The sequence below is a fragment of the Stenotrophomonas sp. YJH_SMC_14-1 genome, assembly GCF_059372275.1.
Genome location: NZ_JCAFVK010000001.1, coordinates 767,834 through 794,548, shown reverse-complemented (window position 1 = coordinate 794,548; position 26,715 = coordinate 767,834). Strand labels below are relative to the sequence as shown.

The following is a 26,715-nucleotide window of genomic DNA, read 5'->3' as shown; positions in this document are numbered from 1 at the left end:
GCCCACCCCGCCCCATCGAAACCATCGAACAAGGAGATTCCATCATGCTGCAGATCCGCAAGAGCGCTACCCGTGGCCTGGCCGAGCATGGCTGGCTGTCCTCGCGCCATACCTTCTCCTTCGCCAACTACTACGACCCGCGCTACGTCAGCTTCGGCCCGCTGCGGGTGATCAACGAAGACAAGGTGATCGGCGGCCAGGGCTTCGGCACCCACGGCCACAGCAACATGGAAATCATCTCCTACGTGCTGGGCGGTGCGCTGGAACACAAGGACTCGATGGGCACCGGCTCAGTGCTGCGCTACGGCGACGTGCAGCGCATGAGCGCCGGCAGCGGCGTCACCCACAGCGAGTTCAACCACTCGGCCGACGAGACCGTGCACTTCCTGCAGATCTGGATCTTCCCGGACACCGAGAACATCACGCCGTCCTACGAGGAGACCCACTTCGCACCGGAGACCAAGCGCGGCCAGCTGCGCCTGATCGCTTCGCCGGACGGCGCCGACGGTTCGCTGCGCATCCACCAGGATGCCCGCATCTTCGCCACCATCCTCGACGGCGGCCAGAAGCTGCACCATGCCCTTGGCAACGGTCGTGGCGCCTATGTGCAGGTGGCCCGTGGGCAGCTGCAGGTCAACGGCATCACCCTGGAAGCCGGTGATGCGCTGCAGGTCAGCGACGAAGCCCAGCTGACGCTGGAAAACGGCAACGATGCCGAAGTGCTGGTGTTCGACCTGCCGCTGTAACCACATCGCCCGCGATGCTGCAGAGCATCGCGGGCGCATCTGCGTCAGAACCTGTAATTCAAGCTCAACCGCACGTTGCGCGGCTCGCCCCAGGCGTAGGTGCTGTACCAGTTGAAGATCGTGTAGTAACGCTTGTCGAGCAGGTTGTTGACGTTGACCGTGGCCGACAGGCGATCGTTGAACTGGTAGCGCGCCATCGCATCGAGCAACCAGTACGGCTGCGTGCGATGCACCACCTTGGCCCGCGTGGCCGGGTTGGTAATCTCGCCGAAAGTCGAATCCTGCCAGCGTGCGCCACCACCCAGCGTCAGCCCCTGCCAGGCGCCACGCAGGCGGTAGCGGGTGTGCAGGCTGAACTGGTTCTCCGGTTCCAGCGTGGTCACCTTGGTGCCCGCCTGGCGGGCGATCTTGTGGGAGAACCCACCCTGCACCTGCCAGCCCTCGGCCAGCTGACCCGACATTTCAAGCTCGAAACCCTTGGTGCGCACGCCCATCAAGGTGCGGTAGGCATCCTGGCCATCCGGTGTCTTGCCGCCGGTGGGCTGAGCGAAGTTGTCCTGATCAAGCTGGAACAGCGCCGCACTGGCATTGAGGCGTCCATCGAAGAACTCGGCCTTCAGCCCCATCTCGTAGCTGCGGCCTTCGAGCGGATCCAGCGCCTTGCCCTGCTCGTCACGCTCGCCCTGCGGCTTGAAGATGGTGCTGTAGCTGGCATACACCGAGTAATGCTCGCCGAGGTCGTAGACCACGCCGGCATAGGGCACATGGACGCCGGTCTCGCGCGTGTCCGGCGAGCGGTAGCTGGCCAGGCGGCTGCCGACGATCAGCTTCAACGGATCGGCCACGTCGAAGCGGCCAACCACGTACAGCCCGTTCTCACGGGTCATTTCATTGTTGTCATAGGTGCGCTGCCACTGCGGTTCGGCAATGTCGCCATTCCAGCTGCGGTAGTCCGGCACGGTATCCGGGAAACCCGCCTGAGGGCCGTAGCCGGTATTGGTCCAGCGCTTGCGCGAGGCACTGCCACCAACCACCAGCTCATGCTCGCGGCCGAACAGGCCGAAATGCCCACTCACATAGAAGTCGGCGGCATTGCTGACGGTCTTGCCGACGTACTTGCCGAGCCACAGGCTGACGCCCTCGCCGGTCAACGGATCGGGATTGCCGGCGGCGGCACCGGCCAGTGCGGCGTCATAGCCGTTGACCTGATGATTGAGCTGCAGCTTGGCAATCCAATCGTTGGCGAACGTGTGCTCCAACGTGGCGAAACCGGTACGCACGTACTGGCGCCAGCCGGCCCATTGCGCACCATTGTTGAACGAGCGCGGCATGCGGTTGAAGTTGCCGGCGCTGTCCAGCAGCGGAATGCCGCCCCACGTGGAGCCTTTCGGGTCGCTGTCCATCACGTCGCCACCGATCGACAACAGCGTGCGTTCGCCCAGATCGGCTTCCAGCACGGCATAGCCGACCTTGCTAGTGCGCTGGTAGTTGTCCAGGTTGGAGCGCTTGTCTTCCCAGGCACCCACGGCACGGCCACGCACGCGGCCATCGGCAGTCAGCGGGCCACCCACATCGAGCTCGGCGCGGTAGTCGTCCCAGCGGCCGACACCCAGTGAGGCACTCCCGGCGAAGTCCTTGCCCGGCTTCTTGCGCACCAGGTTGATGGTCGCACCCGGATCGCCCATGCCGGTCAGCAGGCCGGTCGCGCCCTTGAGCACCTCGATGCGGTCGTAGATGGCGGTATCGCTGAGCGTGTTGCCGGCGGAGTACGCCGAGTTGCGCGACATCGGAATGCCGTCGTACTGGAAGTTCTGGATCGCGAAACCGCGCGCGTAGTACTCGGTGCGTTCGCTGTCGTAGGTGACGATGCTGATGCCGGGGGTCACCCGCATCACGTCGTCGATGCCGTGCAGGCCGAAGTCATCCATCTGTGCGCGGGTGATCACGCTGATGGTCTGCGGGGTCTGCCGTGGCGTCAGCACCAGGCGGGTCGCGGTGGCAATGGTGCCGGGCGTATAGGCGTCGCTGCCCTCGGTGATGGTACCGAGCAGGTTGGCGGTGACCTGTACGGTCTGCAGGGTCTGTGATGCAGGCGCCTGCGAATCCTTGGCTGGATCCGTACTGGACTGCGCAACAGCAATACCGCTGCTGCCCAGAGCAGCGATCAGCAACCCCCGGGCCAGCGCCTGCGGCAACGCGCGGCGACGCGGCAAGGGGGACGGCGTATGGACAACAGGCACAGGCAGCACGACGGGACCTCCACGATAGGGTGGGATCCTCTGGCGGCGGCTGGAGGGAAGAGAGGGACGCGGCCGGACAGCCGCGGCGCAGGAGTGTACTCCCCTGCGCCGCGGCTGTCGTGCGGAGTGCTGGCGCGGGATCAGCCGCCGATGGCGGCGCAGGCCTCCAGGATCAGCGCGGTCACTTCCTTCGGCTGCGAAGCCAGCGAGGCATGGCTGGCATCCAGCTCCAGCAGGCGCCTGGGCTGCATCCTTGCGGCCATGGCCTTCTGGTTTTCCGGCGCGATCATGTGGTCGTGGCGGGACAGCTGGTACCAGCTCGGCATGTGCTTCCACGCCGGGTCGCTGACCGCATCACCGAAGGTGCTGGCCAGCGGTGCCTTCTGGGTAACGGCCATCACCCGGCCTTCGTCCTCGCTCAGATCCTGGCAGAAGCTCTCATGAAACTTGTCCGCACGCAGCCACAGGTAGCCATCACTGTCAGGTGCCAGGTTCGGCGCCGCCTCCGGCAGGTGCTGCTGGGTGATCCCACCGGGACTCTCGCCGGCATCAGGCGCGAACGCGGCGATGTAGACCAGGCCCTTCACGTTGGGCTCGTTACCGGCCTGGCTGATCACCGCGCCGCCATAGGAGTGGCCGACCAGCAGCACCGGCCCGTCGATCTGCCGGATCATTTTCCGGGTGCGCCCTGCGTCGTCGGCCAGCGAGGTCAGCGGCAGTTCCACCGCCTGCACACGGTCGTGGCCGTTGCGATGCAGTTCCAGGATCACCTTGGCCCAGTGTGCGGCCCCGCCCCAGAAGCCATGGACGAGGAGGATGGTCGGTGTCGTGCTCATGTAGAGGTCTCCGGCAGCGGCCGGCGGAATGCAGACCGTGCAGCCACTGTCCGTGCGTCGCGTTAATCGCTGGTGACGCAATCGGGTCACTGCAATCGTATGCGTCGCCCGATGTCACGCATGGCACTTGCCGAGTCAGTCTGAAATCGTTTTCATGGCTGTTCCCTGGAGCTTCGCATCGCGCATGACGCCTTCATCCCCCCGTGCCCAGCAGCACGCCACCCGCGCCGCCTTCTTCATTCCCGGATTCGCCACCGCCGCATGGGCGCCGATGGTGCCCTACGCCAAGGCCAAGGCCGGGCTGTCCGACGCCAGCCTCGGCGCCGTGCTGCTGTGCCTTGGGCTCGGCTCGCTGCTGGCGATGCCGTTGGCGGGCGCGCTGACCGGGCGGCTGGGCTGCCGCCGGGTGATGGTGATCACCTGCGCGATGATGCTGTGCGCCCTGCCCTTGCTGGTGCTGGCGCCCTCGCCGGTGGCGCTGGGTGCGGCGCTGTTCGTGTTCGGCGCCGGCGTCGGTGCGCTGGATTGTGCGATGAACATGCAGGCGGTCGCGGTCGAGCGCGACGCCGGGCGCGCGATGATGTCCGGCTTCCACGCCTTCTACAGCATCGGTGGCTTCGTCGGCGCCGGCTGCATGACCGGCCTGCTGATCCTGGGTACACCGCTGTGGCTGGCCGCGCTGGTTTCGGTGACGGCACTGCTGCTGGTCGCGGTGCTGTCGGCGCCGCACTGGCGCCCGCAACGGATCCTGCACGACGGCCCACTGCTGGCGCTGCCGCACGGCGTGGTGCTGTTCATCGGCGTGCTGGCCTTCGTGGTGTTCCTCGCCGAGGGCTCGATGCTGGACTGGAGCGCGGTGTTCCTGGCCGAAGTGCGGCAGGTGCCGCGTGACCAGGCCGGCGCCGGCTTCGCGCTGTTCACCCTGGCGATGACCGCGATGCGCCTGTTCGGCGACGGCATCGTCGAGCGCCTCGGCCGCACCCGCACCCTGGTCTTCGGCGGCATCACCGCCGCAGCAGGCTTCACCCTGTCCACGCTGGTGCCCTCGTTCCCGGTGGCGCTGGCGGGGTATGTACTGGTCGGGCTGGGCTGCGCCAACATCGTGCCGGCACTGTTCTCGATGGCCGGCCAGCAGCGGGTGATGCCGGAGAGCATCGCCATCACCGCAGTCACCACGCTGGGTTACGCCGGCATCCTCGCCGGCCCGGCAGCGATCGGTGCACTGGCACACGGCACCAGCCTCGGCTTCGCCTTCCTGTGCGTGGCCGCGCTGCTGCTGGGCGTCGCGGCGTCTGCCCGCTCGCTGGCACGACGGGTGGCCTGACAGAAAAAGGGGACGGAGGGGATTAAGTCGTTTATGGCCCAGCTGTGCGGGAAACGACTTAATCCCCTCCGTCCCCTTTTTTCAGCGGTGGGCCAGCCACTCGGCCTGGGCCGGCAGCTGTGGGGCCGGGCAGGCGCTCTTCGGGTGGTGTTCGTCGCGCGCCATCCAGTCATCGACCACTCCGGCCAGCAGGTCCAGCCGCAGCGGCAGGGTGATGTGGTCCTCGCCGCGCATCTCGATGTAATGCGCGCGCGGGTTGGCCTGGGCCAGTTCGCGGCCCTGGCTGACCGGAATGTGCTGGTCGCCCTGGCCGTGCAGCAGCAGCACGCAGGCGCGGGTATCGGCCAGCGCGCGCGCTACATCCACGCGGTCCAGATCGACGTCGATACGGCGGCTGGCGGCGGCGATCACCTGGTTGATGTCCTGGCCGCCGTAGCGCCAGCGCGCGTACGACGCCATCGCCTGCGCCTTCAGGCCTTCCGGCTGCAGTCCCATCAGGTGCGGAATCATCGTGCGGATCGCCACACCGGCATTGGCGAACGATTCCATCGCCACCACCCCTTCCACCTGGTCGCCGAGTTTGTCGGCGGTGAATACCGCTGTGGCGGCGCCATAGGACACGCCGAACAGGTACAGCGGGCCGGTTACTTCACCACGGGCGCGCAGCTCGCCGATCACATCCACCACATCGTCGGATTCATAGGTGCCATAACCCGACGGCCCGGTACCGGACTGTCCATGATTACGCAGGTCGAGCGTGACCACGCGGTAGCCGGATTCGGCCAACTGCAACGACCACGGCAGCATCGAATCACCGTTCATCATCCAGCCGTGCAGCAGCACCACGGTACCGCGCGGTGCCTGCGCGCGGAACGGCTGCGGTACTGCCAGGCTCAGGCCGGTATCCAGCGGCAGGCCGTTCTCGTGGCGCTGCGGCAGGTAGTGGTAACGCGCGCCGTAATCGCCAGGATCGAACACACGCCAGAAGATCGGCACGCCATCGCGGCCCGGCGCGAAGCCGTGGCGATTGGGCAGTTCGGCGATGGCCGCAGCAATGCGCGGACGATCGAGCAGGGTCGATACGCCACCCGGCGCGATCAGCCGATCGGCGAGCGAGGTGGACGAGGCATTGATCGAGGACGAGCATGCAGCCAGCCACAGGCCGGCGCACGCCAGCAACAACAGCAGCAGGCGCTTCATGGGCAATCGGGGAAAAGGTGCGACAGCGTGGCAGGTTAGCGACGCGCGCGTGGGCCATCTATCGCGCATGGATGACGGCTTGATGACAACGCAGGAACGATTCAGCTTGGTGTACAAGCTGTATCTGTTCAGTCATTGATCCGGATCAATGAACGCGCGCGCGGGATTGCCCACAGTGCCGCCATGCGCACCTCGTTCAAGCTCGCCATTGCCCTGGCCGCCACGCTGGCCGCCGCCTACGGCGTCGCCCGCACCACGCCCTACTGGTTCGCACCGCGACAGGCCGCGCAGGTCGACATCCACGATCCGGCATTGATCGCGCAGGGACAATACCTGTCGCGCGCGGCCGACTGCGCGGCCTGCCACACCGCGCCCGGCGGCAAGCCGTTCGCCGGTGGCCTCGGCATGCAGACGCCGATGGGCACGATCTACTCGACCAACATCACGCCCGATCCGGACACCGGCATTGGCGCCTACGACTACGCCGACTTCGAGCGCGCGGTGCGTCGCGGCATCCGCCATGATGGGCAGCCGTTGTATCCGGCCATGCCGTACGCCTCGTACGTGATCGCCAGCGACGCCGAGATCAAGGCGCTGTACGCCTACTTCATGGGCTCGGTGCAACCGGTGGAGCAGAACAACGCCGACAGCACGATCCCGTGGCCGGCCAACATGCGCTGGCCACTGGCCTGGTGGCAGCTGCTGTTCGCACGCCCGCGCACGTTCAACCCGGATCCGTCGCTGGATGCCAGCCAGCAGCGCGGTGCCGAACTGGTGGAAGGCCTGGCCCACTGCGGCGCCTGCCACACACCACGTGGCCTGGCGTTCCAGGAAAAGGCGATGGCCGATGATGGCAGCCGCCAGTTCCTGTCCGGCTCGGTGCTGGAAGGCTGGTACGCGAAGAACCTGCGCAATGAATCGACCGGCCTGGCCAGCTGGAGCGAGGGCGAGATCGTCGATTTCCTGCGTACCGGCCGCACCGATCGATCGGCGGCCTTCGGCGGCATGGCCGACGTGGTCGAGCACAGCACGCAGTACCTGTCCGACACCGACCTGCTGGCGATGGCCCGCTACCTGAAGCAGCTGCCCGCCCGCGAAGGACGCAGCGCACAGTGGTCGCCCGGTACCGACACCACCACCGCCGCACTGCGCAGCGGCGACTACCGCGTGGCAGGTTCGCTGGCCTATGCCGAGCACTGCCAGGCCTGCCACCGCGCCGACGGGCGCGGCATGCCGCGCGTCTATCCAGCCCTGGCCGGCAACTCGATCGTGTTCGCCGATGACCCCAGCTCGCTGGTGCAGGTGACCCTGATCGGCGGCCGCACGCCGCATACCCCGCATGACCGCATGGCCTTCACCATGCCCGGCTTCGAGCAGCTGCCAAACGCGCAGCTGGCACAGATCCTGACCTTCATCCGCAGCAGCTGGGGCAACCAGGCCAGTGCCGTGAGCGAGGTCGACGTGGCGCGCATGCGCCAGGTGGTGCCCGACAAGCCGGTGCACTACGTTCCGCAGGAGGCCGCACGATGAAACGTTCGCGCAAACGCTCCCGCCTGCTGATCGGCAGTGCGATCACCCTCGTGATGCTCGCCGGGGCCGGTACCCTCGCTTACCGTCATCTGTATCCGGACCTGGATGCCGCCGTGGCCAGCACGATCGATATCCTCGATGCGAAGGGCAAGGTGGTCGGGCACTACCATGCGCCCAGCGCCGAAGAAATCGCCGGGCTCGGCAATGCCGAATCGGTGATGCTCGGCCGCCGTATCCTAAACGAGACCGCACGGCTGCTGCCGGACAATGTCGGCAACGATCTGAACTGCAACTCGTGCCACATGGCCGAGGGCAAGCGGCCTTTCGGCAATCACTACTTCAATACCGGCGGCGGCGCCTATCCGCGCTACATGCCGCGTCCGGGCAAGGTGATCGGGCTGACCGAGCGCATCAACGGCTGCCTGCAGCGTTCGATGAACGGCAAGCCGCTGCCGGAGGACTCGCCGCAGATGCGCGCGATGCTCGATTACATGGCGTGGCTGAGCAGTCCGGTGCCAGAGGGTGCAAAGGTGGCCGCCCCCAGTGAGGGGCCGATCGACAGCACGCTGACCCCGGACCCGGTCCGCGGCCAGGCGCTGTACGCCGTGCAGTGCGCCGCCTGCCATGGCGACAACGGCGAAGGACGGCGCGACGCCGGCGGTGACATCGCCTTCCCGCCGCTATGGGGCGACCACAGCTTCAACATCGGCGCCGGCATGGCGCGCCTGTACAAGGCCGCCGGCTTCGTCAAGCACAACATGCCACCGGCGGTGACCCGCGAGCCGCCACTGGGCCAGCAGGCGATGCCCGACCAGGATGCGGTGGACATCGCCAGCTACTTCATCAACCAGCCCCGGCCGGACTTCGCCAACAAGGCCAAGGACTGGCCGCGCGACCCGAAACCCAAGGACGCGCGGTACTGACAGGCAGGCGGCCGGGGGCGTCGGCCGTCACAACACGGTTCCTGCATCTCTACGTCATGTCGATGTCATTGGTGCTGTCGACACTCGGGGGCTTCTCTCCCCCCAAGGTCCGGTATCGATGCGAACGATTGCGCGCTTTCCCCGTGTTTCGCTGCTTGCCCTGCTGATCGCCCCCGCGCTGGACGCCCTCGCAGAAGCACCGCAGGGCGATACGGGCGAAGCGCGCAGCAGCGATGCCCGCACCCTCGACCAGGTGCAGGTGATCGGCCAGGCCACCAGCTACGCCAAGACGTCGGTGCGCGCAGAAACACTGAACCGGCAGACGGTGATGAGCAGCGTCAACGACGCGCTGAACGAAGTACCCGGCGTGGTGGTCAGCGAGGCCGACGCCACCGGCTCGTCGGTGTGGGGCACGCAGATCAGCATGCGCGGGTTCGTCACCAATCGTGATACCCAGCAGATCGGCACCACCATCGACGGTCTGCCCAACGGCGGCTCCGGCTACGGCGGCGGCTCGCTGGCCAACCGCTACATCGACACCCTGGACCTGGAAACGGTGGAAGTCAGCCAGGGCACCGCTGACATCTCCTCGCGCTCGAACGAAGCCCTCGGCGGCACGCTCAACTTCCTCACCAGCGACCCGATGCAGGACAGCCGCCTGCGCTTCGTGGTCGGTGCCGGTGACAACGAGGCGCGCAAGTACTACGTGCGCTACGACACCGGCCTGCTCGGCGGCCACACCCGCGCGTGGATCAGCGCCTCCTCGTCGAAGGTGCACGACTGGATCGACGGCACCGGCCACGCCAGCAACGACCACATCGCCGGCAAGTTCATCACCGAACTGGATCGCTGGACGCTGACCGGCTACCTGTCCTACAACGACGCCGACGAGCCCGAATACACCAGCGTTTCGCCGACGGGCTTTGCCACCAATCCGGATCGCGACAACCTGGTCGGCACCCTCACCGGCATTCCGTATCTGGACCAGAACTACCGTTCCGGCTCGCGTGCGCTGCGCGAGAACACCTTCGGCTACCTGCGCGCAGCCTTTGACGGCGGCAATGGTTTCAAAGCGTCGGTGGCCGCCTATGGGCATCGCATGCAGGGCCGCGGTGACTGGCTGCCGCCGTACCTGGCGCAGGTCAGCGACGATGGCGCGGGCCGCCCCGAGTCGGAGTACCTCGGTGGCGAGACCGTGTACGGCGGCAGCAACCGCGGCCAGATCTTCTTCGTCAATCCTGATGGCAGCGCGGCACAGCGGCTGGCCAGCTGCACGCCACGGTTGGGCTTCACCGCCGAGTACGATCCGAACTGCTACGCGGGCAACGTGCTGGGCGCGCAGTCCTACCGCCACACCCACTACGACAACGACCGCATGGGCGTGACCGCCGACGTCGAATGGCGGCAGACCTTCGGTGCGATCGACAACACGATCCGTGGCGGCCTGTGGGTGGAGAAGCTGGACCGTTCGGCACGCCGTGACTGGCACCGCCTGCTCAACGTCGGCCAGGACATCGCCTTCGACCATCAGCCGTACTGGGTGCAGTTCGAGGACAAGTACAAGGTTGACGAGCAGATGTACTACGTCGAGGACGTGGCCCGCTTCGGCCCGTTCAGTGCCCGCCTGGGCGTGAAGCAGTTCTTCGTCGACCAGTCGCGCCGCCGCGTGATCGGTGCCAGCGAGCAGGTGAAATCCGATTCCAGGTCCGATCCGCTGCTGTCGACCGGCTTCACCTGGGCACCGGGCGTGGAAGGCATGGAGCTGTTCGCCGGCTTCTCGCAGAACTTCGCCGCCATTCCCTCCGGCGTGCTCGGCGAGACCGACCCGCAGCGCTTCCGCAACGTCGAACCGGAGACCGCCGACAACATCGAAGTGGGCATGCGCATCAGCCGCTGGCCGCTGACCGCCTCGGTGACCCTGTACAACATCAAGTTCGACAACCGCATCGTCTACCTTCCGGCAGGTTTCGTCAGTGGCATCGACTACCTGGGCGAGACCGACGGTGTCTACGAGAACTTCGGCGGCGTGGAAAGCAACGGCCTGGAAGCGGCGTTCGGCTACGGTTGGGACAACGGCTGGCGCCTCAACGCCGCCTATACCTACAACCGCTCCAAGTACCTGGGCAGCGGCGATGCCGCGCGCGACACCCAGCTGGGCATCGTCGATGGCGCCAAGGTGATCGGCCAGCCCGAACAGACCCTGGTGCTGTCGGCGGACTGGCAGGGCGAGAACTGGAACTTCGGCCTGTCCGGCCGTTACCTGGGCACGCGCTATCTCGACGCCGCCAACGTCAACAAGCTGCCCTCGGCCACCGTGTTCAACGCCAACATCGGCTTCGACCTGCAGGGGCTGTCGCCGCGCCTGAAGGGCATGGGTGCCAACCTGGTGGTGAGCAACCTCACCGATAAGCGGTATCTTGCGGGGGTGGACGGCCGCGACAACGCCTTCATCGGCGCCCCGCGCACCGTCGGCATCTCCTTCCGTGTGGACCTGTGAGTGAGCCCGTGACCGATATCGGCCGACGCCGGTTGTTGCAGGCCGGCGTTGCCGCCGGCCTTTCCCCGCTGCTGCCCAGCATCGCCCGGGCCGCAGCGATCGCGCCTGCGGCGCAGACGCGCAGCCTCGAAGACCTGCAGCACATCGTGGTGTTCATGCAGGAGAACCGTTCGTTCGACCACTACTTCGGCACGCTGCCTGGGGTACGTGGTTTCGGTGATCGCTTCGTGGCCCCTGCCGCGGCCCTGCAGGCCGGTGGCCGCACCCGCAGCCTGTGGCTGCAGCCCGACGCGAGCGGCGCGCGCGCGATCGCGCCGTTCCCGCTGGATACCGCCGCGCACTTCGGCTACATGCGGGTGGAAGGCACACCGCACACCTGGCCGGACGCACAGCGTGCCTGGGACCACGGGCGCATGGGGCACTGGCCGAAGGCCAAGCAGAACCACTCCATGGGCTACTTCCAGCGCAGCGACATGCCGTTCCAGTTCGCGCTGGCCGATGCGTTCACGATCTGCGACGCCTACCACTGCGCGATGCAGGCCGGCACCAACCCGAACCGGGTGTTCCTGTGGACTGGCCACAATGATGCACACGCGCGTGCAGGTGGCCCTGTGATCGCCAACTCGCACGACAACTTCCCGGAACAGGGCGGGCATCCGGCGTCGTACCGATGGACCAGCCATGTCGAGCGCCTGCAGAAGGCCGGCGTGTCCTGGCAGATCTACCAGGACATGGCCGACAACTTCACCGACAACCCGCTGGCCGGTTTCGAGGTATTCCGCCAGGCCCATCGCGCCGCGCCGGGGCATGACCCGCAGTTGCGCGCACGCGGCGTCAGCACCCGTGGCCTGGCGCAGCTGCGCCAGGACGTGATCGGTGGGCGCCTGCCGCAGGTCAGCTTCATCATTGCCGACGCGGCCGGCAGCGAGCATCCCGGCCCCTCCAGCCCCGCCCAGGGCGCGGCCTATACCGCGCGCGTGCTGGACGCGCTGACCGCCGATCCAGAGGTGTGGAGCCGCACCGCGCTGTTGCTGATGTTCGACGAGAACGACGGCTTCTTCGACCACATGCCGCCACCGGCACCGCCTTCACCGCTGGGCACCGGCTGGGCCGGTGCGTCTTCGGTCAGTACCGAGGGTGAGTACCACCGCCATCCGGCACCGGGCGACGAGAAGTACGACCTCGCCGAACTGCGTGGCCGCCCATATGGGCTGGGTCCGCGCGTGCCGCTGTATGTGATCTCGCCGTGGAGCCGCGGTGGCTGGGTCGATTCGCAGGTGTACGACCACACCTCGGTCATTCGGTTGATCGAACGTCGCTTCGGTGTGGCCGCACCGGACATCACGCCGTGGCGCCGGGCGGTCTGCGGCGACCTCAGCAACGCGTTCGACTTCGCCCAGCGCGATACCCGCCCGTTCGTACGCGGCCTGCCGGACGTGAGCGCGGTGGCCGCGCGCGCCGCCGCCCTGCCGGGACGCACCGTGCCCGCGTTGCCCGAGGGACTGAAGCCGGCGAAACAGGAAAGCGGCGTGCGCCCGGCGCGTGCCCTGCCCTACCGGCCGCAGGCATCGATTGCCGCTGTCGACGCCTCGGGTGTGGATCTGGCGCTGTCCTGCGAAGGCGCAGCAGCAGTGCTGCATGTTTACGACCGGCTGCGGCTGGATGCGGTGCCACGCCGCTACACGCTGCTGCCGGGCATGCCGCTGCGCGAGCGCTGGCCGCTTGATGCCCAGGGCCGCTATGACCTGTGGCTGCTGGGCCCGAACGGCTTCCACCGCCACTTCCAGGGGGCGGCCAAGGATCCTGCGCTGCAGGCTTCAATTGATCGCACGGATGGCCAACTGCGGCTGCGGCTGCGCAACCTGGGTGACGGCGCGCAGCAGGTGCGTGTGCAGCCTGGTGCCTATGCCGGGCACATGCCCGATCAGGCGCTGGTACTACCCGCACACGCAGAAACCGCGTTGGCGTGGGACGCAACGCCCACGGCGGGCTGGTATGACCTGCAGATCGGCGCGGGCGAGAGCATGCTGCGCCTGGCCGGTCGTGCCGAGGATGGGCGCCCCGGCACCAGTGACCCGGCGATGGGCAGCGAGCCATTGCGGTTCGAGCAGGATTGAAGGATCTCTGTAGAGCGGTAGATTCAGGCCTCCTGCAGCCCCGGCCGGCCGTGCTCCACCGCATAGCGCTTCCAGCTCTGCACCGCGCCATTCGGCTGCATCACGGTATCCAGCGTCTTCATGTCGCCGATCCACGCATCGCGGGTGACATCGCACAGCACGTAGCCACGCTTGTCGGTGGTCGCCTTCAGATAGGGACTGTGCGCAAGCTGGTTGCTGGCATACGCGTCCACACCCTGGCCATCGGCGCCGGAGGTGATCGACGTGGCGAGGAACTCGCTGGAGATCACGCCCGAGTCACGGTGGTCCTGCACCAGATCACTCGCATAGTGGCGATGCGCGTCGCCGCAGGCAGTCACTACGTTGCCGAAGCCCACCTTCTGGATGTGGTCAAGCAGGCGCCGGCGGCTGTCCAGATAGCCCGACCACTGGTCGTCGGACGACTGCACCACCCCATCCTTCTCGCGCATGTAGTTGCCCAGCGCCACCTGGTGGGCGATGGTGTGCCAGCGCGGTGCGGCATCGGCCAGGCCGTCGAACAGCCAGCGCTCCTGCTTCGCCCCCACAATGCTGCGCTCCGGCGATTCCACCTCCTCACGCAACGCCATGTTCACCTGCTTGCTGCGGTACTGGCGGGTATCGAGCAGGTGCAGGTCCATCAGCGTGCCGTAGCGTGCGCGCCGGTACATCTGCATGTGGCCATCGCGCGGGAATGCAGAGCGGCGCAGTGGCATGTTCTCGTAGTAGGCCTGGAACGCCTGTGCGCGACGCAGCAGGAACACTTCGCTGGGCGTGTCATCCTGGTCCTCGGCACCGGCCCAGTTGTTGTCCACTTCATGGTCGTCAAAAGTGACGAACCACGGTGCCGCCGCATGCGCGGCCTGCAGGTCGGGATCGCTCTTGTACTGGGCGTAGCGGCGGCGGTAATCATCCAGCGTGTAGATCTGCGGGCCGACGTGGTTGCGCAGGTTGGTGAACGGCTGGCCGTTCATCTTCCGCAGGCCCGGCTGGCTTTCGCCTTCGTAGATGTAGTCACCGTAGTGGAAGACGAAATCCAGCGGTTCCTCGGCGATGCGCCGCCACGCGGTGTAGTGGCCTTCTTCGTAGTGCTGGCAACCGGCCACCGCAAAGCGCACACGATCCACTGCGGCCGTGGCTGCGGGCAGCGTGCGGGTACAACCGACCGCACTGGCGTGGCCGCCTACGGTGAAGCGGTACCAGTAGGGCCGTCCGGGCGCCAACCCGTCCAGCTCCACGTGCACGGCGTGGCCGAGTTCGGGATGCGCCATTGCCGAACCCTGGCGCACCACCCTGCGCATGCCATCGTCTGCTGCCAGTTGCCATTCGACCGCCATCGGCCGGATCGGCATGCCACCGCCGAACACCAGCGGTTCGGTCGCCAGGCGCGTCCACAGCACCACGCCATCGGCCGAGGGATCACCCGAGGCCACGCCCAGGGTGAAGGGTGTGCTGGCAAAGCGCGGCTTGGCCAGCAGGTTGCGCGGGTTCAGCGCGGTGGCGTCGGCCTGCGCGGCCAGCGCGTGTGCCGTGCCCATCCAGGCACCGGCAGCGGACAGGCCGGCCAGGGCCAGGAATCGCCTGCGATTGATCGTCTCCACTGCTGTGCCCTCAGTTGTAGATGATGTGGAAGTAGAAGAAGCGGCCGTAGTCGTCGATCTCGGTACGGAAGCGCCCGTTCGGGCCGGTGCTGTAGGTCGGCTGGGTGTTGAACAGGTTCTTGGCTTCGTACTTCAGCGTCACGTGCCTGCTGACCTTGTGGCTGAAGGCCATGTTGAAGGTCATGTACGGGTCGTAGTACGAATCCAGCCATTCGGTGTCACCGAAGTCGACCAGCATCTGGCTGCGGTAGGTGCCGGACAGGCGCAGCTGCGCGCTTTTCCAGGGCATGCGCCAGATCACCGAACCGTTGAGCGACCAGTCCGGCTGGTACAGCAGGCGATCCAGGCGGCGCTCGGTGCCATCGCTGATGCGGTAGTTGGTCTGGCCTTCCAGCCGTGTAGCGTTGAAGTACATGTCGAAGCGCTGGCGTCCCCACTGCAGGTTGCGGTTGGCCACCGCGAACTCGACACCGCGCAGCGTGGACTCATCGGTGTTCATCGGCTGGGTGACCCGGTAGCGGGCATCACCCACGTTCTCGAAGGTGGTCAGGGTGTAGATGTCGTCCTTGATCACCTTGTCGAACAGCGCCACCGAGACCAGGCCGTTGTTTCCGTTGAAGTACAGGTCCCACGCCAGGTCGATGTTGGTGGAACGTCGCGGCTGCAGATCGGCATTGCCCTGCTTGATGCTGCAGAAGCCCCTGCCCTCCTCGTCATCGCCACAGCTGGTGCTGGTGGCCTGGGCGATGTTGCTCGGCGTCGGCCGGCCCAGCGTGCGGCTGGCGGAGAAGCGCAGGCGCTGGTCCTCGGTGAGCTTGAAGGTTGCGTTCAACGAGGGCAGCAGATTGTTGTAGCCACCACTCGTGTTGCGGAACGCAGAGGTATAGGTAGTGCCGCCATCATCGCTGAACGGACTATAGGCATCGAAGCGGGTGTGGTCGTAGCGCAGGCCGCCGATCAGCAGCAGCCGGTCCCAGGCGTAGTGCGCGGACACATAGGCATTGGTGATGTCCTCCACGTACTTGTAGTCACTGGTGAAGTTGGCATTCGGATACGCCGCATTGTTGTTGCCCAGTTTCGGCAGCAGTTGCTCGTTCCACTTGCGGTTGTCGATCAGCGGGAAGCCCGGCACGCTGCCCAGCAGCGTCGAACCCGGATACAGGTAGTCGTTGAGCGTGGCACTGCTCTTGAAATAGTCGAAGTCGATGTCCTGCCAGATCTTCAGGTGGCGGTACTCGGCGCCGGCGGCCAGTCCGAAACCTCTCGCATCGGCGTCGATGTTGTAGCTGAAGTCGGCGCGCAGGTTGTCGATGCTCTCCTTGGCATCGCGCGGGGAGACGTAGGCCTGCGCCGGATTGAGCTTGAATGCGGAACTGGTCAGCAGGCTGGAATCGGAAACGGCCACCGCGTTGGGGAAACCGTGGCTGTCGTTCTCGTAGTCGACGAACAGGTTGCTCGGGTAGGCGCGCACGCCCCAGTAGACCTGGCTGTTGTGGAAGGTCTCTTCGGTATGGCCACTGCGCAGGGTCAGCCGCGAACGGTCCCCCATGTCCCAGTTGAAGCTGGCGATGGCGCCACGGTTGCTGCGGTCCCAGCGGTCGTGGCGGTTCTTGATGTAGATGCTGTTGATCTGGGTGGTGCCGCTGTCTTCGGTCTGGTTGCGGACCGGAAACTTAGCGTTGCCGTACAGATCCGTCTTGTTCATCGTCGAGTTCTCGTAGAACCGGTACGAATACAGCAGCAACGATGCGTAGAACGGATCATCCGAGGGCTTCCACTCAAGCTTGGCGGAGCCACCGAAGTTGGTGATGAAGTTGGTATAGGTGCCAGTGCTGAAGTTGCCAGGCGCACGCAGCCCGTTCCAGCCCTTGGCCTGGTCCGGGCCCGTGGTACCGTCGGTGAGGTATTTGCCAGCGTCGTTGTAGTAGTAGTTCGACTCCACCCAGCGCTTGACGCTGTTGCGCGAACGCTGCTCGTAGCGTGCCACCGCAACGATGCCGAACTGCTGGTCGACACCAAACTGGTTGGAGAACACCATCTTGGCGCTCTTGCCGAAGTGGCCCAGGGTCTCGTGGTTGCCGCCAGCGCTGCGCTCGACGTTGGTCTCGGCGGTGGAATAGATGCCTGCCACATCGGCAAACACGTACTTGCCTGACCGGTCGAAGGCACTGCGGCTGATGATGTCGATCACGCCGCCGATCGCATCCGGTGCCTGCTCGGCACTGAAGCTCTTGTAGATGTCGGTACGGGTGCCGATGTCACTGGGAATCAGCTGCAGGTTGTTCATGCGCTCGCCGGAGCCACTGCTCCCCACGCTGGCAATCGCAATGCCATCGATGGTGGTGTAGTTGAGGTTGGCCTGTACGCCGCGCACGGTCACGTAACGTGGCTCGCCGGCATCCTCCACCGCACTCAGCCCTGGAGCGGCCATCAGGCTCTCGGCCAGGGTCTCGTCGCCGTAGCTGTCCATCTCGTCATACACCACCGAATCCTTGATCACCGGCGACGACTTCTTCTGGTCGATGACCTCATGTGCGGCAATCACCTTCACCGTGTCCAGGGTCGGCGCCACCATTGCCTCGGCCTCGCGCAGCTTCGGCGCGGCCGGCTTCGGTTGGTTGCGAGCTGGCGCCGGATCGATGGCGATGACATTGCCATCCACCACGGTGTACCCCAGGCCGGTACCGGCCAGCAGCGCCTCCAGCGCCTGCCTGACGGTGGCACCGCGCGGCACCGCACCGGCCATGCGGGCATCACCGCCGGCCGAGTACAGGAACTGCACCCCGGAACCGCGCGACAGCTGCTCCAGCGCACGCGCCAACGGCTGCGCCGCGATCGGCGTGGATACACGCGCCTCCAGGCCATCGGCACCGGCGGCGAAGGCCAGCGGCACGCTGCAGGGAGACAGGGCGAGGATGATCGACAGGTAGAGCGTGTTGCGCATCACGGGTCCTTGGAAGAGAGAAGGCAGCAGGCGCCGCTGCGTGGCTCGGCAGCGGCTTCTCCCAAGTAAGAGCCCGCATCCGCCGAAGTGGAGAACGCGGATTCGATGAATTTTTTCTGACAGTCCACGACCACGTCGGCCTCAGCGACTGCCAACCCGCACGGTGTCGCCTTCGCGCCTCACCACGAAACGCGGGTCGCGTTCGAGGAAGGCCTGCAGCGCACCGATGCGATGCGCATCGAGACTGCCCGACAACCGTGCCGATGCCGCGCCTTCGTCCAGCACGCGCACCTGCACCTGGTTGTGCCGGTTGAAGGCAGCGGCCACCTCGTCCAGCCGCTCATCCAGGAAGGACACCTTGCGCTGCTGCCAATCCAGCAGCATCGACAATGGCAGGTCCAATGACTCGACCACATGGCTGCGCGCGTCGACCTGCACCACCCGGCCTTCGCCCAGTTGCGCAAGACGCCGGGCGTCCGCACCCCGGCTCCATACCTCCACCTCGCCGGAGACCACGCCGATGCGCGTGCTCTGCAGCCGTCGCGATACATCGAACACCGTGCCGATGTCGCGGATCTCCAGGCCGTTCACCGCCACCTCGAACGGACGGCGGTCGCGGGCGATGTCGAATGTGGCCTCACCCTGCAGCAGCTCCACCTTGCGGCTGAACCAGCCCATGCGTACCCGCAGGCGGCTGTCCGCATTGAGCCGCACCTGGGTCTGGTCAGGCAGCACCAGGTCGCGAAGTTCACCCTGTCCGGCACTGTAAAGCTGCTCGGTGGGCATCACCTGCGGAACCAGACCCACGCCGAGCAGGGTGATACAGGCTGCGGCAGCCGCCACCCACCAGCGCGCACGACCGCGACGCGGCACAGCGCGCGGCGGCGCGTGCACGCTACCAAACAGCGGCACCACCTTGGCGGCGACCTGCCGCGGTGGAACCGCCGCGTCGTCAGGCAACGGCGACTGCAGCGCCTCGCCCACCTGCCGATGCAACGCGAGGGCGTGCATGTAGGCGCGCACGTGCTCCGGCGAGCGCTTCATCCAGTCCAGGAACGCGAGGCGCCCGGCCTCATCCAGCGGCCCCTCGCGATTGCGCAGGAACCAGTCCATGGCCTCGCAGGCTATCGTGTCGTCGGCCACGGGCGATGAGGTCCGGTTCATGTGAGCTCCCTGGCGCCCAGCGCCTTCCTGCAGGCCTCCAGCCCCTTGCCGATGTGCTTGCGCACCATATGCACCGACACCTGCAGCTGCTGGCTGATTGCCGGGCAGTCCAGCCCGTCGCGGTAGTGCAGCTCCATCACCCGCCGCGTGGTCGCCGGCAGTCGTGCGATGGTGCTGCGGATATCGTTCCAGCGCTGCGCGCGCTCGAATTCACCTTCGATGTCTTCTTCGCTTTTCAGCACTTCGGCCAGCAGGTCGACGTCTTCCAGCGGCGGCAGCGACGACCGCGCGCGCGCATGCTCGCGCGCCAGGTTGGCCGCCACGGTGAACAGGTAGGCTTCCGGGTTCTCGACCGCATCGGCATCCTCGCCGGTGCTGCGCAGCAGGCGCAGGTAGACCTCCTGCGCCAGGTCTTCGGCATCCTCGCTGGCCGAACCGCGACGCAGGAAGAAGCCACGCAGCAGCCGGCGCCGCAGCGCGTAGCTCTTCTCCCAGATCCTCACGCTGTTCACGGCCGGCCAACCACCCCGAGGCTGGAAAGCCCCGCAGGGTGACCGCCATCGATGACAGTGGCGTTTCAACGACCGGCAGGCAGCCGCTAGAATGCGGCCCCTGCAATGTCCCGGCAGCCCGCACAAGGAGTGCTCCCATCAACGCACGCACCGCCATCAACACCCTCAGCAGCCTGCTGTTCCTGCTGCTGGTCGCCCACACCACCGCCTACCAGCAGCAGATGTGGCCGCCCAGCCGGGTCATCCATGTGCATCCGGTGATCGTCGTCCTCGCCTATGCGCTGGCTGTGCTCACGCTGCTGTTGTGGATCGGCGGTCGTCGTGCACCGGAACCCGCCCAACGCCTGGCGCGCTGGTTGCCCATCGTCGCCTGGTGCCTGCTGGGCGTCGGCGTGGCGATCATCCCGGTGTTCCTGCCGGGGCTGTCCCCGGCCTGATCAGCGGCCGCGCCCAGCGCATCGGCCCATGATACGGCGCGCGGCACCAACCCTTGCTTGCCAGAGACCCAAGCCCCGCCCGCCTACCGAAGCGTGGGGGGCAGGCCTACGCTTGTCTTCTCGGTGGCCGCCACGGTCGCCCTTCGCGTCACGGCGCCCGCCGTTGCGACCCCGCTCCAGTGCTGTGCGCCCTGCCGGTGTTGTCGCCCAGGCAGACGTCCGACCGGCGCCCTCTGGAGACAGCCATGAACCAAGCCCTCATTCCCTTCGATACCGATCCACTGGAAACCCAGGAGTGGCGTGAATCGCTGGAGGCGGTGATGCAGGCCGGCGGCCGGCCGCGCGCGCACTACCTGATCGACCAGCTGAGCGATCTGGACGCCCGGCAGCACGGCGACCTGCATACCCGTGCCTGGACCGCCTACGTCAACACCATCCCACCCGAGCGCCAGCCGGCCTACCCGGGTGACCTGGCCATCGAGCGCCGCCTGAACGCGATGATCCGCTGGAACGCGATGGTGATGGTGCTGCGTGCCGGCAAGCACTCCAACGTCGGCGGCCACATCGCCACCTACCAGTCAGCGGCAGTGCTGTACGACGTGGGCTTCGATCATTTCTTCCGTGGCCGTACCGACACATTCGACGGCGACATGATCTACATCCAGGGCCACTCCGCGCCGGGGATCTACGGCCGCGCGTACGTGGAAGGCCGCATCGATCCGGCACGGATGGACAACTTCCGCCGCGAAGCCGGCCGCGAAGGCCTGTCCTCGTATCCGCACCCGCGCCTGATGCCGGAGTTCTGGCAGTTCCCCACCGTGTCGATGGGACTGGGCCCGCTGACCGCCGCCTACCAGGCGCGCTACATGCGCTACCTGGAATACCGCGGCCTGAAAGAACACCAGGGCCGCAAGGTCTGGGCCTTCCTCGGCGACGGCGAGATGGACCAGCCCGAATCGCTGGCGGCAATTTCCCTGGCCGGCCGCGAGCGGCTGGACAACATCGTGTTCGTGGTCAACTGCAACCTGCAGCGCCTGGACGGTCCGGTACGCGGCAACGCCAAGGTCATCCAGGAACTGGAAGGCACCTTCCGCGCGGCCGGATGGAACGTGATCAAGCTGATCTGGGGCAGTGGCTGGGACGACCTGCTGGCCCGCGACCACAGCGGCCTGCTGCGCCAGCGCATGATGGAATGCGTGGACGGCGACTACCAGACCTTCAAGTCGCAGAGCGGCGCCTACGTGCGCGAGCATTTCTTCGGCCGCTACCCGGAGCTGCTGGAGCTGGTCGCGCACATGAGCGACGACGACATCTGGGCGCTGGCACGTGGTGGCCACGATCCGCAGAAGGTGTACGCCGCCTACCAGCAGGCGGTGAACACCAGCGGCCGGCCGACGGTGATCCTGGCCAAGACGGTCAAGGGTTTCGGCATGGGCGAAGCCGGCGAAGGCCAGAACATCAACCACCAGCTGAAGAAGATGAGCGCCGACGCGGTGCGCGCTTTCCGCGACCGCTTCAACCTGCCGGTCAGCGACGACCAGCTGGAGGAGATGCCCTATCTGCGCCCGGAACCGGGCAGCGCCGAAGCGGCCTACTTCGCCGAGCGCCGCCGCATCCAGGGTGGGCAGCTGCCGGCGCGCCTGGCCAAGGTCGATCCGCTACCGCTGCCGCCGCTGTCGATCTTCAACACCCAGCTGCAGGGCAGCGGCGATCGCGGCCAATCCACCACCATGGGCTTCGTGCGCATCCTCACCAGCCTGCTGAAGGACCCGGAGCTTGGCAAGCTGGTGATTCCGATCGTGCCCGATGAATCGCGCACCTTCGGCATGGAAGGCCTGTTCCGCCAGATCGGCATCCACTCCTACCTGGGCCAGCTGTACACCCCGCAGGACGCCGGCCAGCTGAGCTATTACAAGGAAGCCAAGGACGGCCAGATCCTGCAGGAAGGCATCAATGAATCCGGTGCGATCTGTTCGTGGATCGCCGCCGGTACCGCCTACAGCAACCACGGCCTGGCCACGATCCCCTTCTACATCTTCTATTCGATGTTCGGCCTGCAGCGCGTCGGTGACCTGGCCTGGGCCGCTGCCGATGCGCGTACCCGCGGCTTCCTGCTCGGTGCCACGTCGGGCCGCACCACGCTGATGGGCGAAGGCCTGCAGCACGATGACGGCCACAGCCACGTGCTGTCGTCGGTGATTCCCAGCTGCGTGTCCTACGACCCGACCTACAACTACGAGCTGGCGGTGATCATCCATGACGGCCTGCGCCGCATGTATGTCGACCAGGAAGACATCTACTACTACATCACCGTACTCAACGAGAACTACCCGCAGCCGGCACTGCCCGAAGGCGCCGAGGCCGGCATCCTGAAGGGCCTCTACCTGCTGCGTCCGGCAGCCGCCGATGCCGCCTCGCAGCCACGCGTGCAGCTGATGGGCGCAGGCTCGATCCTGCGCGAGGTGGAAGCTGCGGCAGAACTGCTGCAGCAGGACTTCGGCATCGCCAGCGATGTGTGGAGCGCGACCAGCCTGACCGAACTGCGCCGCGATGGCCTGGCCGCCGAACGCTGGAACCTGCTGCACCCGGCTGAGGAACCGCGCGTACCCTACGTGCAGGAGTGCCTGCAGGGCCATGACGGCCCGGTGGTGGTGGCCACCGACTACATGAAGATCGTCGGCGACCAGATCCGTCCCTTCATCAACGACCGCCGCTTCATCGCACTCGGTACCGATGGCTTCGGCCGTTCCGACACGCGTGAGTCGCTGCGCACGTTCTTCGAAGTGGATCGCCACTTCATCGTGCTGGCCGCCCTGAAGTCGCTGGCCGACGAAGGCCGCATCGAGCGCTCGCGGATGCAGGAGGCCATCGACAAGTACGGCATCGACACCGCCAAGCGCGACCCGGCCGCGTTGTGAGGCTGCCGGTGCCATGCCCGCGGATTCCCTCCCCGTGGGCATGGCGCAGGCGGCGCCGCTACGGTATCCGCTTGAACAGGTTGGTCTGCAGGATCGGCGTGCCGTCGTGGCCGTAGAACGCCTTGGTCTCGGTCATCGTCGTACGGTCGGCCGCCACGGTATAGATGCGGGTGGAGGCCGGCGTACCATGGTCCACCAGCTGCATCACCAGGGTATTCGGCGCCGGCAGTTTCAGGTTGGCTTTGTCCGCGCCGTAGGTGCCGGACAAGGGCCCCGGCGTACCGTCGAGCGCCAACGTGCCGTCGGATTTCATGGTCTTGCCGTCGTGCAGGACGATGTCAACGTGTGAACTCCACCGACCCGCACCGGCGTCCTTGAACTCCAGCACCACCTGCTTCGGGCGCTGTGCTTCGGGTAACGCAGACGTGGCGATATCCAGCGACCAGCGCCCCAGCAGCGGTGAGGGCGAAGCTTCCACCGCCAGCGCCGGAACGGCGGAGAGCGAAAGCGCAGACAACAACACAGCGGACAACAGCTTCATACGGGGCTCCGTTTGAATGAGGAAGCTCTGCGTGGGGCGTTGCGGGGCAGTGCCCAGATCGTGCCGGTCGCCAGCAGCACGCGCAAGGCGGTGCGCTGAACGAGGGAGACTCCGTCCCATTCCGAGAAGCCAAAGCACCCTGCCCCATTGAATCGAGGCGGTTTCCGCTCTTGTTGACCCGAAGAGTTACGTTATAACATTTCACGTCAATTTCACGGACCGTGCCATGCGTCGCCATCTCCTTGCTACCGCCATTCTGTTCGTCGTCCACAGCGCCCAGGCCGCGGACGAACCCACCCTCCCCACCCTCCAGGTCCAGGCCAGCCAGCCCTCCCGTATCGACAGCCGGGTCACCGTCGACAACCCACAGGCGCAGAACCGCACCCTGGGCGGCCTGCTCGAACACGTCTCCGGCGTGCAGAACAGTGCTTTCGGGCCGAACGCGGGTGCCCCGGTCATCCGCAGCCTCAGTGGCAACCGCGTGCAGATCCTGCAGGACGGCCAGTCCATCCTCGGGATGAACGCGATCAGCGGCGACATCAACATCCCGTTCGATCCGCTGTTCGTACGCAGTGTCACCGTCAACAAGTCTTCCGACACCGTGCGCTACGGCGGCAATGCGATCGGTGGCAGCGTGGAGATCGATTCGGGCCTGATCTCGCGCCGCATGGAAGACAAGGACCAGTCGATGGAGCTGGTCCTGCGCAAGGGCTTCAATGCAGCCGACGCGCAGGGCTTCCGGATGAACTTCAACAACCAGCGCAACCTCTCGACAAACCTGCAGGTTTCGCGCCAGCGCATCTCGCACTTCGACATCCCCGGCAACAGCAAGGCCGCCGTCTGCAACACCCACCTGTTCCCGGCCTCCGGTGGTGTCAACTCGGCCCTCGCCGACAGCTGCCAGAAGGAAGCGCGCGTGCAGCAGATCTACAACAAGGCCTCGCAGCCTTACATCGACCAGTTCATGACCGAGAACCCGGACTGGGCCGACGGTGATTTCTCGTTCTACACCAACAACCCGACTTCGGTCTGGCAGCGCCGCACCTACATCAATCCGGTCAACCCGGCCTACGTACCCGGCACGCCTTCGTACGTGCAGAAGCAGATCAACAACGACGTGACGCCCGATTACCATCACCGGTTGGGCAACAGCTACGCGAGAAATTCGCAGGTGGCGCTCGGGTCGACCCTGTTCTTCGACCGTGGTTACGTGGGTATCAGCATCGATGCCAAGGACAGCGAGTACGGCGTGCCGGGGTTCTCGATGCAGAACCTGTCGTTCGGTTCCAACTATGCCAACGGGCTGCCGGTGGGGGTGGTGATCAAGCAGGAACGCTATGCACTGGAAGCCCTGCTGCGCGATCCGCTGCCGTGGTTCGAGCGCGCCGAACTGCGCGTTTCCAAGCTGGACAACACCTCGGGCGAGCGGCTGGGTGCCACCCGTGCCAACGACTACGATTTCGAGAGCACCCAGGCCGAGCTGCTGCTCAGCCATCAGCGCGTCGGTCCGCTCAGCGGCATGCTGGGTTTCAGCCACCAGTCGCGTGATGTCACCGGCAGTGGCTCGCTGCGCTACCTGCCTGACGTCGACACCCGCAGCAACGCGGTGTTCCTGAAGGAGACGCTGGACTTCGGCTGGGCCAGTTTCGACGCTGGCGTGCGCCACGAGCGGGTTGACCATGACCTGCAACCAAGCCGCTTCAAGACCGCGCGCAATGCCGCCAACGCGAAACTGCAGGACCGCGACTACCGGCTCAACAGCTACAGCCTGGGATCGTATGTCGAGCTCGGTCCGTTGTTCGCCGCCAAGGTGCGCTACTCGTCCTCGCAGCGCGCACCTGAGATCAACGAGTTGTACGCGAGCAATGCTCACTATTCGGTGATGACCCAGGAAGAAGGCAACCAGAACCTCAAGCCGGAACGCGCGAAGAACCTGGAACTGACCGGCCTGTTCCACCTCGGTGGTTTCGAACTGTTGGCCACCGCGTACCGGATGAAGTACGAGAACTACCTGTACCTGGGTTACTCGGGCATGCAGACCGCCAACCGCCTGCCGCTGAAGTACTGGAAGCAGACCGACACCACGGTGAAGGGCTTCGAGATCGATGCCTCGCAGGCATTGGACCTGGGCCGCTACGGCACGTTGAACGTGTCCGCCTTCGCCGACCTGGTGAAGAACAAGGCCGACCGCCCCGATTCGCTGCGTGCCCACAATGACGGCGAGTACCTGCCGAACATGCCGACCAACCGCTACGGCGCCACCCTGCAGTGGCAGCGCGAGGGCTGGAAGGCGCGGCTGTCCAGCACCTACTACGACACGCAGAAGTACCTCGGCCGCAACGTGAGCGAGGAAGTGCCGCTGGATGCATTCAACCTGGTCGACCTGCAGGTCAGCCGTGAGCTGCCGGTACGCAACAGCTACATCGCCGGCATGGAGGTGTTCGTCAACGGCAGCAACCTGCTCAATCAAGAAGCACGGCCGCACAACTCGCCGCTGAAGTACATCGCGCCGCTGCCCGGGCGCGGTTTCCAGGTGGGCGTGACGGTGAAGCTCTGAGGATCGAACGCATCGGTACGCGCCTGCGGGCAAATGGCCTGCAGGCGTTCTGCCCCGCCCCCCCTGCGTGGTTGCGCCACACGCGCCGGTTGATTCACCATCGGCAAAAGAGGAGAGCGTGATGAACTGGAAGCATGCGGTTTCACTGGCGCTGTTGTTGTCCGTTTCATCAGCCGCAAGTGCTGCGTCTGCGATCACCTACGACAAGGATGGCCGCTACGGCTATTCGATGAACCAGTCTTCCCTCACCACTGCGATGCAGCAGTCGCTGCACTACTGCGCAGCGCGATCGCGCAATTGCGGTCAGTCCGCCAGCACCACCAGCGAAGGCTATTCGGCCATAGCTACCGGCACGATCGCGTTGGGCTTTGCACTGGGTGAGAAGACCGCGGACGCCGCGCAGCGGAAGGCCGAAAGAATGTGCAGGGAACGTGCCAACGACTGCACGCTTGCGTTGCTGTGGCGGGAAATTCCACCTCGCCACATTGAACCGCCACAGCTGCCGCGTACACCCGCTGCGGCACCAGCGATGACACCCACGCCCATGCCAACGCCTGCCTCCCGCACCGATCTGCCAGGATAGTCAGCTCCACGCTGCGAGTGTCGGATA

Annotated in this window: 18 protein-coding genes; 10 read left to right on the top strand and 8 right to left on the bottom strand. The window is 66.1% G+C overall.

Annotated features, from left to right (window positions below):
* Positions 1–44 precede the first annotated feature (44 nt).
* Entirely contained in the window at positions 45–746 is a 702-nt protein-coding gene (locus AC5P9P_RS03895) for a pirin family protein (RefSeq protein ID WP_005409043.1), read from the top strand.
* Positions 747–790: 44 nt separating this feature from the next.
* On the opposite strand, the gene AC5P9P_RS03890 is transcribed toward AC5P9P_RS03895, so the two are convergent.
* Together AC5P9P_RS03890 and AC5P9P_RS03885 are read right to left on the bottom strand one after the other, a co-directional pair.
* Positions 791–2,995, bottom strand: coding sequence for a TonB-dependent siderophore receptor (locus AC5P9P_RS03890; protein WP_111109145.1), 2,205 nt, complete (start codon positions 2,993–2,995; stop codon positions 791–793).
* A gap of 131 nt (positions 2,996–3,126) precedes the next feature.
* Positions 3,127–3,822, bottom strand: coding sequence for an alpha/beta hydrolase (locus AC5P9P_RS03885; protein ID WP_024957582.1), 696 nt, complete (start codon positions 3,820–3,822; stop codon positions 3,127–3,129).
* Positions 3,823–4,006: 184 nt separating this feature from the next.
* On the opposite strand from AC5P9P_RS03885, the gene AC5P9P_RS03880 reads away from it, so the two are divergent.
* Positions 4,007–5,146, top strand: a complete 1,140-nt coding sequence (locus AC5P9P_RS03880) for an MFS transporter (RefSeq protein WP_164133532.1) — start codon at positions 4,007–4,009, stop codon at positions 5,144–5,146.
* An 81-nt stretch (positions 5,147–5,227) separates the two neighbouring features.
* Here the strand turns inward: AC5P9P_RS03880 and AC5P9P_RS03875 are convergent, their stop codons facing one another.
* Positions 5,228–6,346 carry an alpha/beta fold hydrolase gene (locus AC5P9P_RS03875; RefSeq protein WP_005409039.1) on the bottom strand — a complete coding sequence of 373 codons (1,119 nt, stop codon included), beginning with the start codon at positions 6,344–6,346 and terminating at the stop codon, positions 5,228–5,230.
* Between the two features lie 183 nt (positions 6,347–6,529).
* Between AC5P9P_RS03875 and AC5P9P_RS03870 the strand changes: the two genes are divergently transcribed.
* The 4 genes from AC5P9P_RS03870 (at position 6,530) to AC5P9P_RS03855 (ending at position 13,413) form a co-directional block, all read left to right on the top strand.
* The gene (locus AC5P9P_RS03870) at positions 6,530–7,876 is read left to right on the top strand and encodes a c-type cytochrome (RefSeq protein WP_111188620.1); all 1,347 of its coding nucleotides are present in this window, start codon (positions 6,530–6,532) and stop codon (positions 7,874–7,876) included.
* The gene (locus AC5P9P_RS03865; RefSeq protein WP_049433267.1) at positions 7,873–8,799 is read left to right on the top strand and encodes a c-type cytochrome; all 927 of its coding nucleotides are present in this window, start codon (positions 7,873–7,875) and stop codon (positions 8,797–8,799) included. Before AC5P9P_RS03870 ends, AC5P9P_RS03865 begins: the two co-directional genes overlap by 4 nt.
* Positions 8,800–8,917: 118 nt before the next feature.
* Positions 8,918–11,296, top strand: a complete 2,379-nt coding sequence (locus tag AC5P9P_RS03860) for a TonB-dependent receptor domain-containing protein (protein ID WP_049433268.1) — start codon at positions 8,918–8,920, stop codon at positions 11,294–11,296.
* An 8-nt stretch (positions 11,297–11,304) separates the two neighbouring features.
* Entirely contained in the window at positions 11,305–13,413 is a 2,109-nt protein-coding gene (locus AC5P9P_RS03855; RefSeq protein WP_033834147.1) for a phosphocholine-specific phospholipase C, read from the top strand.
* 23 nt (positions 13,414–13,436) lie between these two features.
* Here AC5P9P_RS03855 and AC5P9P_RS03850 read toward each other — a convergent pair whose 3' ends face one another.
* The 4 genes from AC5P9P_RS03850 to AC5P9P_RS03835 all read right to left on the bottom strand — a co-directional run bounded on the left by AC5P9P_RS03850 (position 13,437) and on the right by AC5P9P_RS03835 (position 19,652).
* Positions 13,437–15,032, bottom strand: a complete 1,596-nt coding sequence (locus tag AC5P9P_RS03850; RefSeq protein WP_495232601.1) for an alkaline phosphatase D family protein — start codon at positions 15,030–15,032, stop codon at positions 13,437–13,439.
* 10 nt (positions 15,033–15,042) lie between these two features.
* Positions 15,043–17,976 carry a TonB-dependent receptor gene (locus AC5P9P_RS03845; RefSeq protein WP_111109138.1) on the bottom strand — a complete coding sequence of 978 codons (2,934 nt, stop codon included), beginning with the start codon at positions 17,974–17,976 and terminating at the stop codon, positions 15,043–15,045.
* 141 nt (positions 17,977–18,117) lie between these two features.
* Positions 18,118–19,140, bottom strand: a complete 1,023-nt coding sequence (locus AC5P9P_RS03840) for a FecR family protein (protein ID WP_033834143.1) — start codon at positions 19,138–19,140, stop codon at positions 18,118–18,120.
* Positions 19,137–19,652, bottom strand: a complete 516-nt coding sequence (locus AC5P9P_RS03835) for an RNA polymerase sigma factor (protein ID WP_033834142.1) — start codon at positions 19,650–19,652, stop codon at positions 19,137–19,139. The genes AC5P9P_RS03840 and AC5P9P_RS03835 overlap by 4 nt, the downstream gene beginning before the upstream one ends.
* Positions 19,653–19,690: 38 nt before the next feature.
* Here AC5P9P_RS03835 and AC5P9P_RS03830 point away from each other — a divergent pair, with 38 nt between their 5' ends.
* Positions 19,691–20,089 (top strand): hypothetical protein, encoded by a 399-nt coding sequence (locus AC5P9P_RS03830; protein ID WP_033834141.1) that lies wholly within the window; start codon positions 19,691–19,693, stop codon positions 20,087–20,089.
* A gap of 245 nt (positions 20,090–20,334) precedes the next feature.
* Positions 20,335–23,007: a pyruvate dehydrogenase (acetyl-transferring), homodimeric type gene (gene aceE / locus AC5P9P_RS03825; protein WP_049433272.1), complete on the top strand. Its 2,673-nt coding sequence runs from the start codon at positions 20,335–20,337 to the stop codon at positions 23,005–23,007.
* Between the two features lie 58 nt (positions 23,008–23,065).
* Here the strand turns inward: aceE and AC5P9P_RS03820 are convergent, their stop codons facing one another.
* A complete protein-coding gene (locus AC5P9P_RS03820) occupies positions 23,066–23,548 on the bottom strand; it encodes a hypothetical protein (protein WP_033834139.1) in 483 nt (160 codons plus the stop codon).
* A 226-nt stretch (positions 23,549–23,774) separates the two neighbouring features.
* Between AC5P9P_RS03820 and AC5P9P_RS03815 the strand changes: the two genes are divergently transcribed.
* Complete coding sequence (locus AC5P9P_RS03815; RefSeq protein ID WP_164135193.1) at positions 23,775–26,105, top strand: TonB-dependent receptor; 2,331 nt, start codon at positions 23,775–23,777, stop codon at positions 26,103–26,105.
* Between the two features lie 121 nt (positions 26,106–26,226).
* Positions 26,227–26,688, top strand: a complete 462-nt coding sequence (locus AC5P9P_RS03810; RefSeq protein ID WP_080356468.1) for a DUF4189 domain-containing protein — start codon at positions 26,227–26,229, stop codon at positions 26,686–26,688.
* The last annotated feature ends 27 nt before the right edge of the window (positions 26,689–26,715 follow it).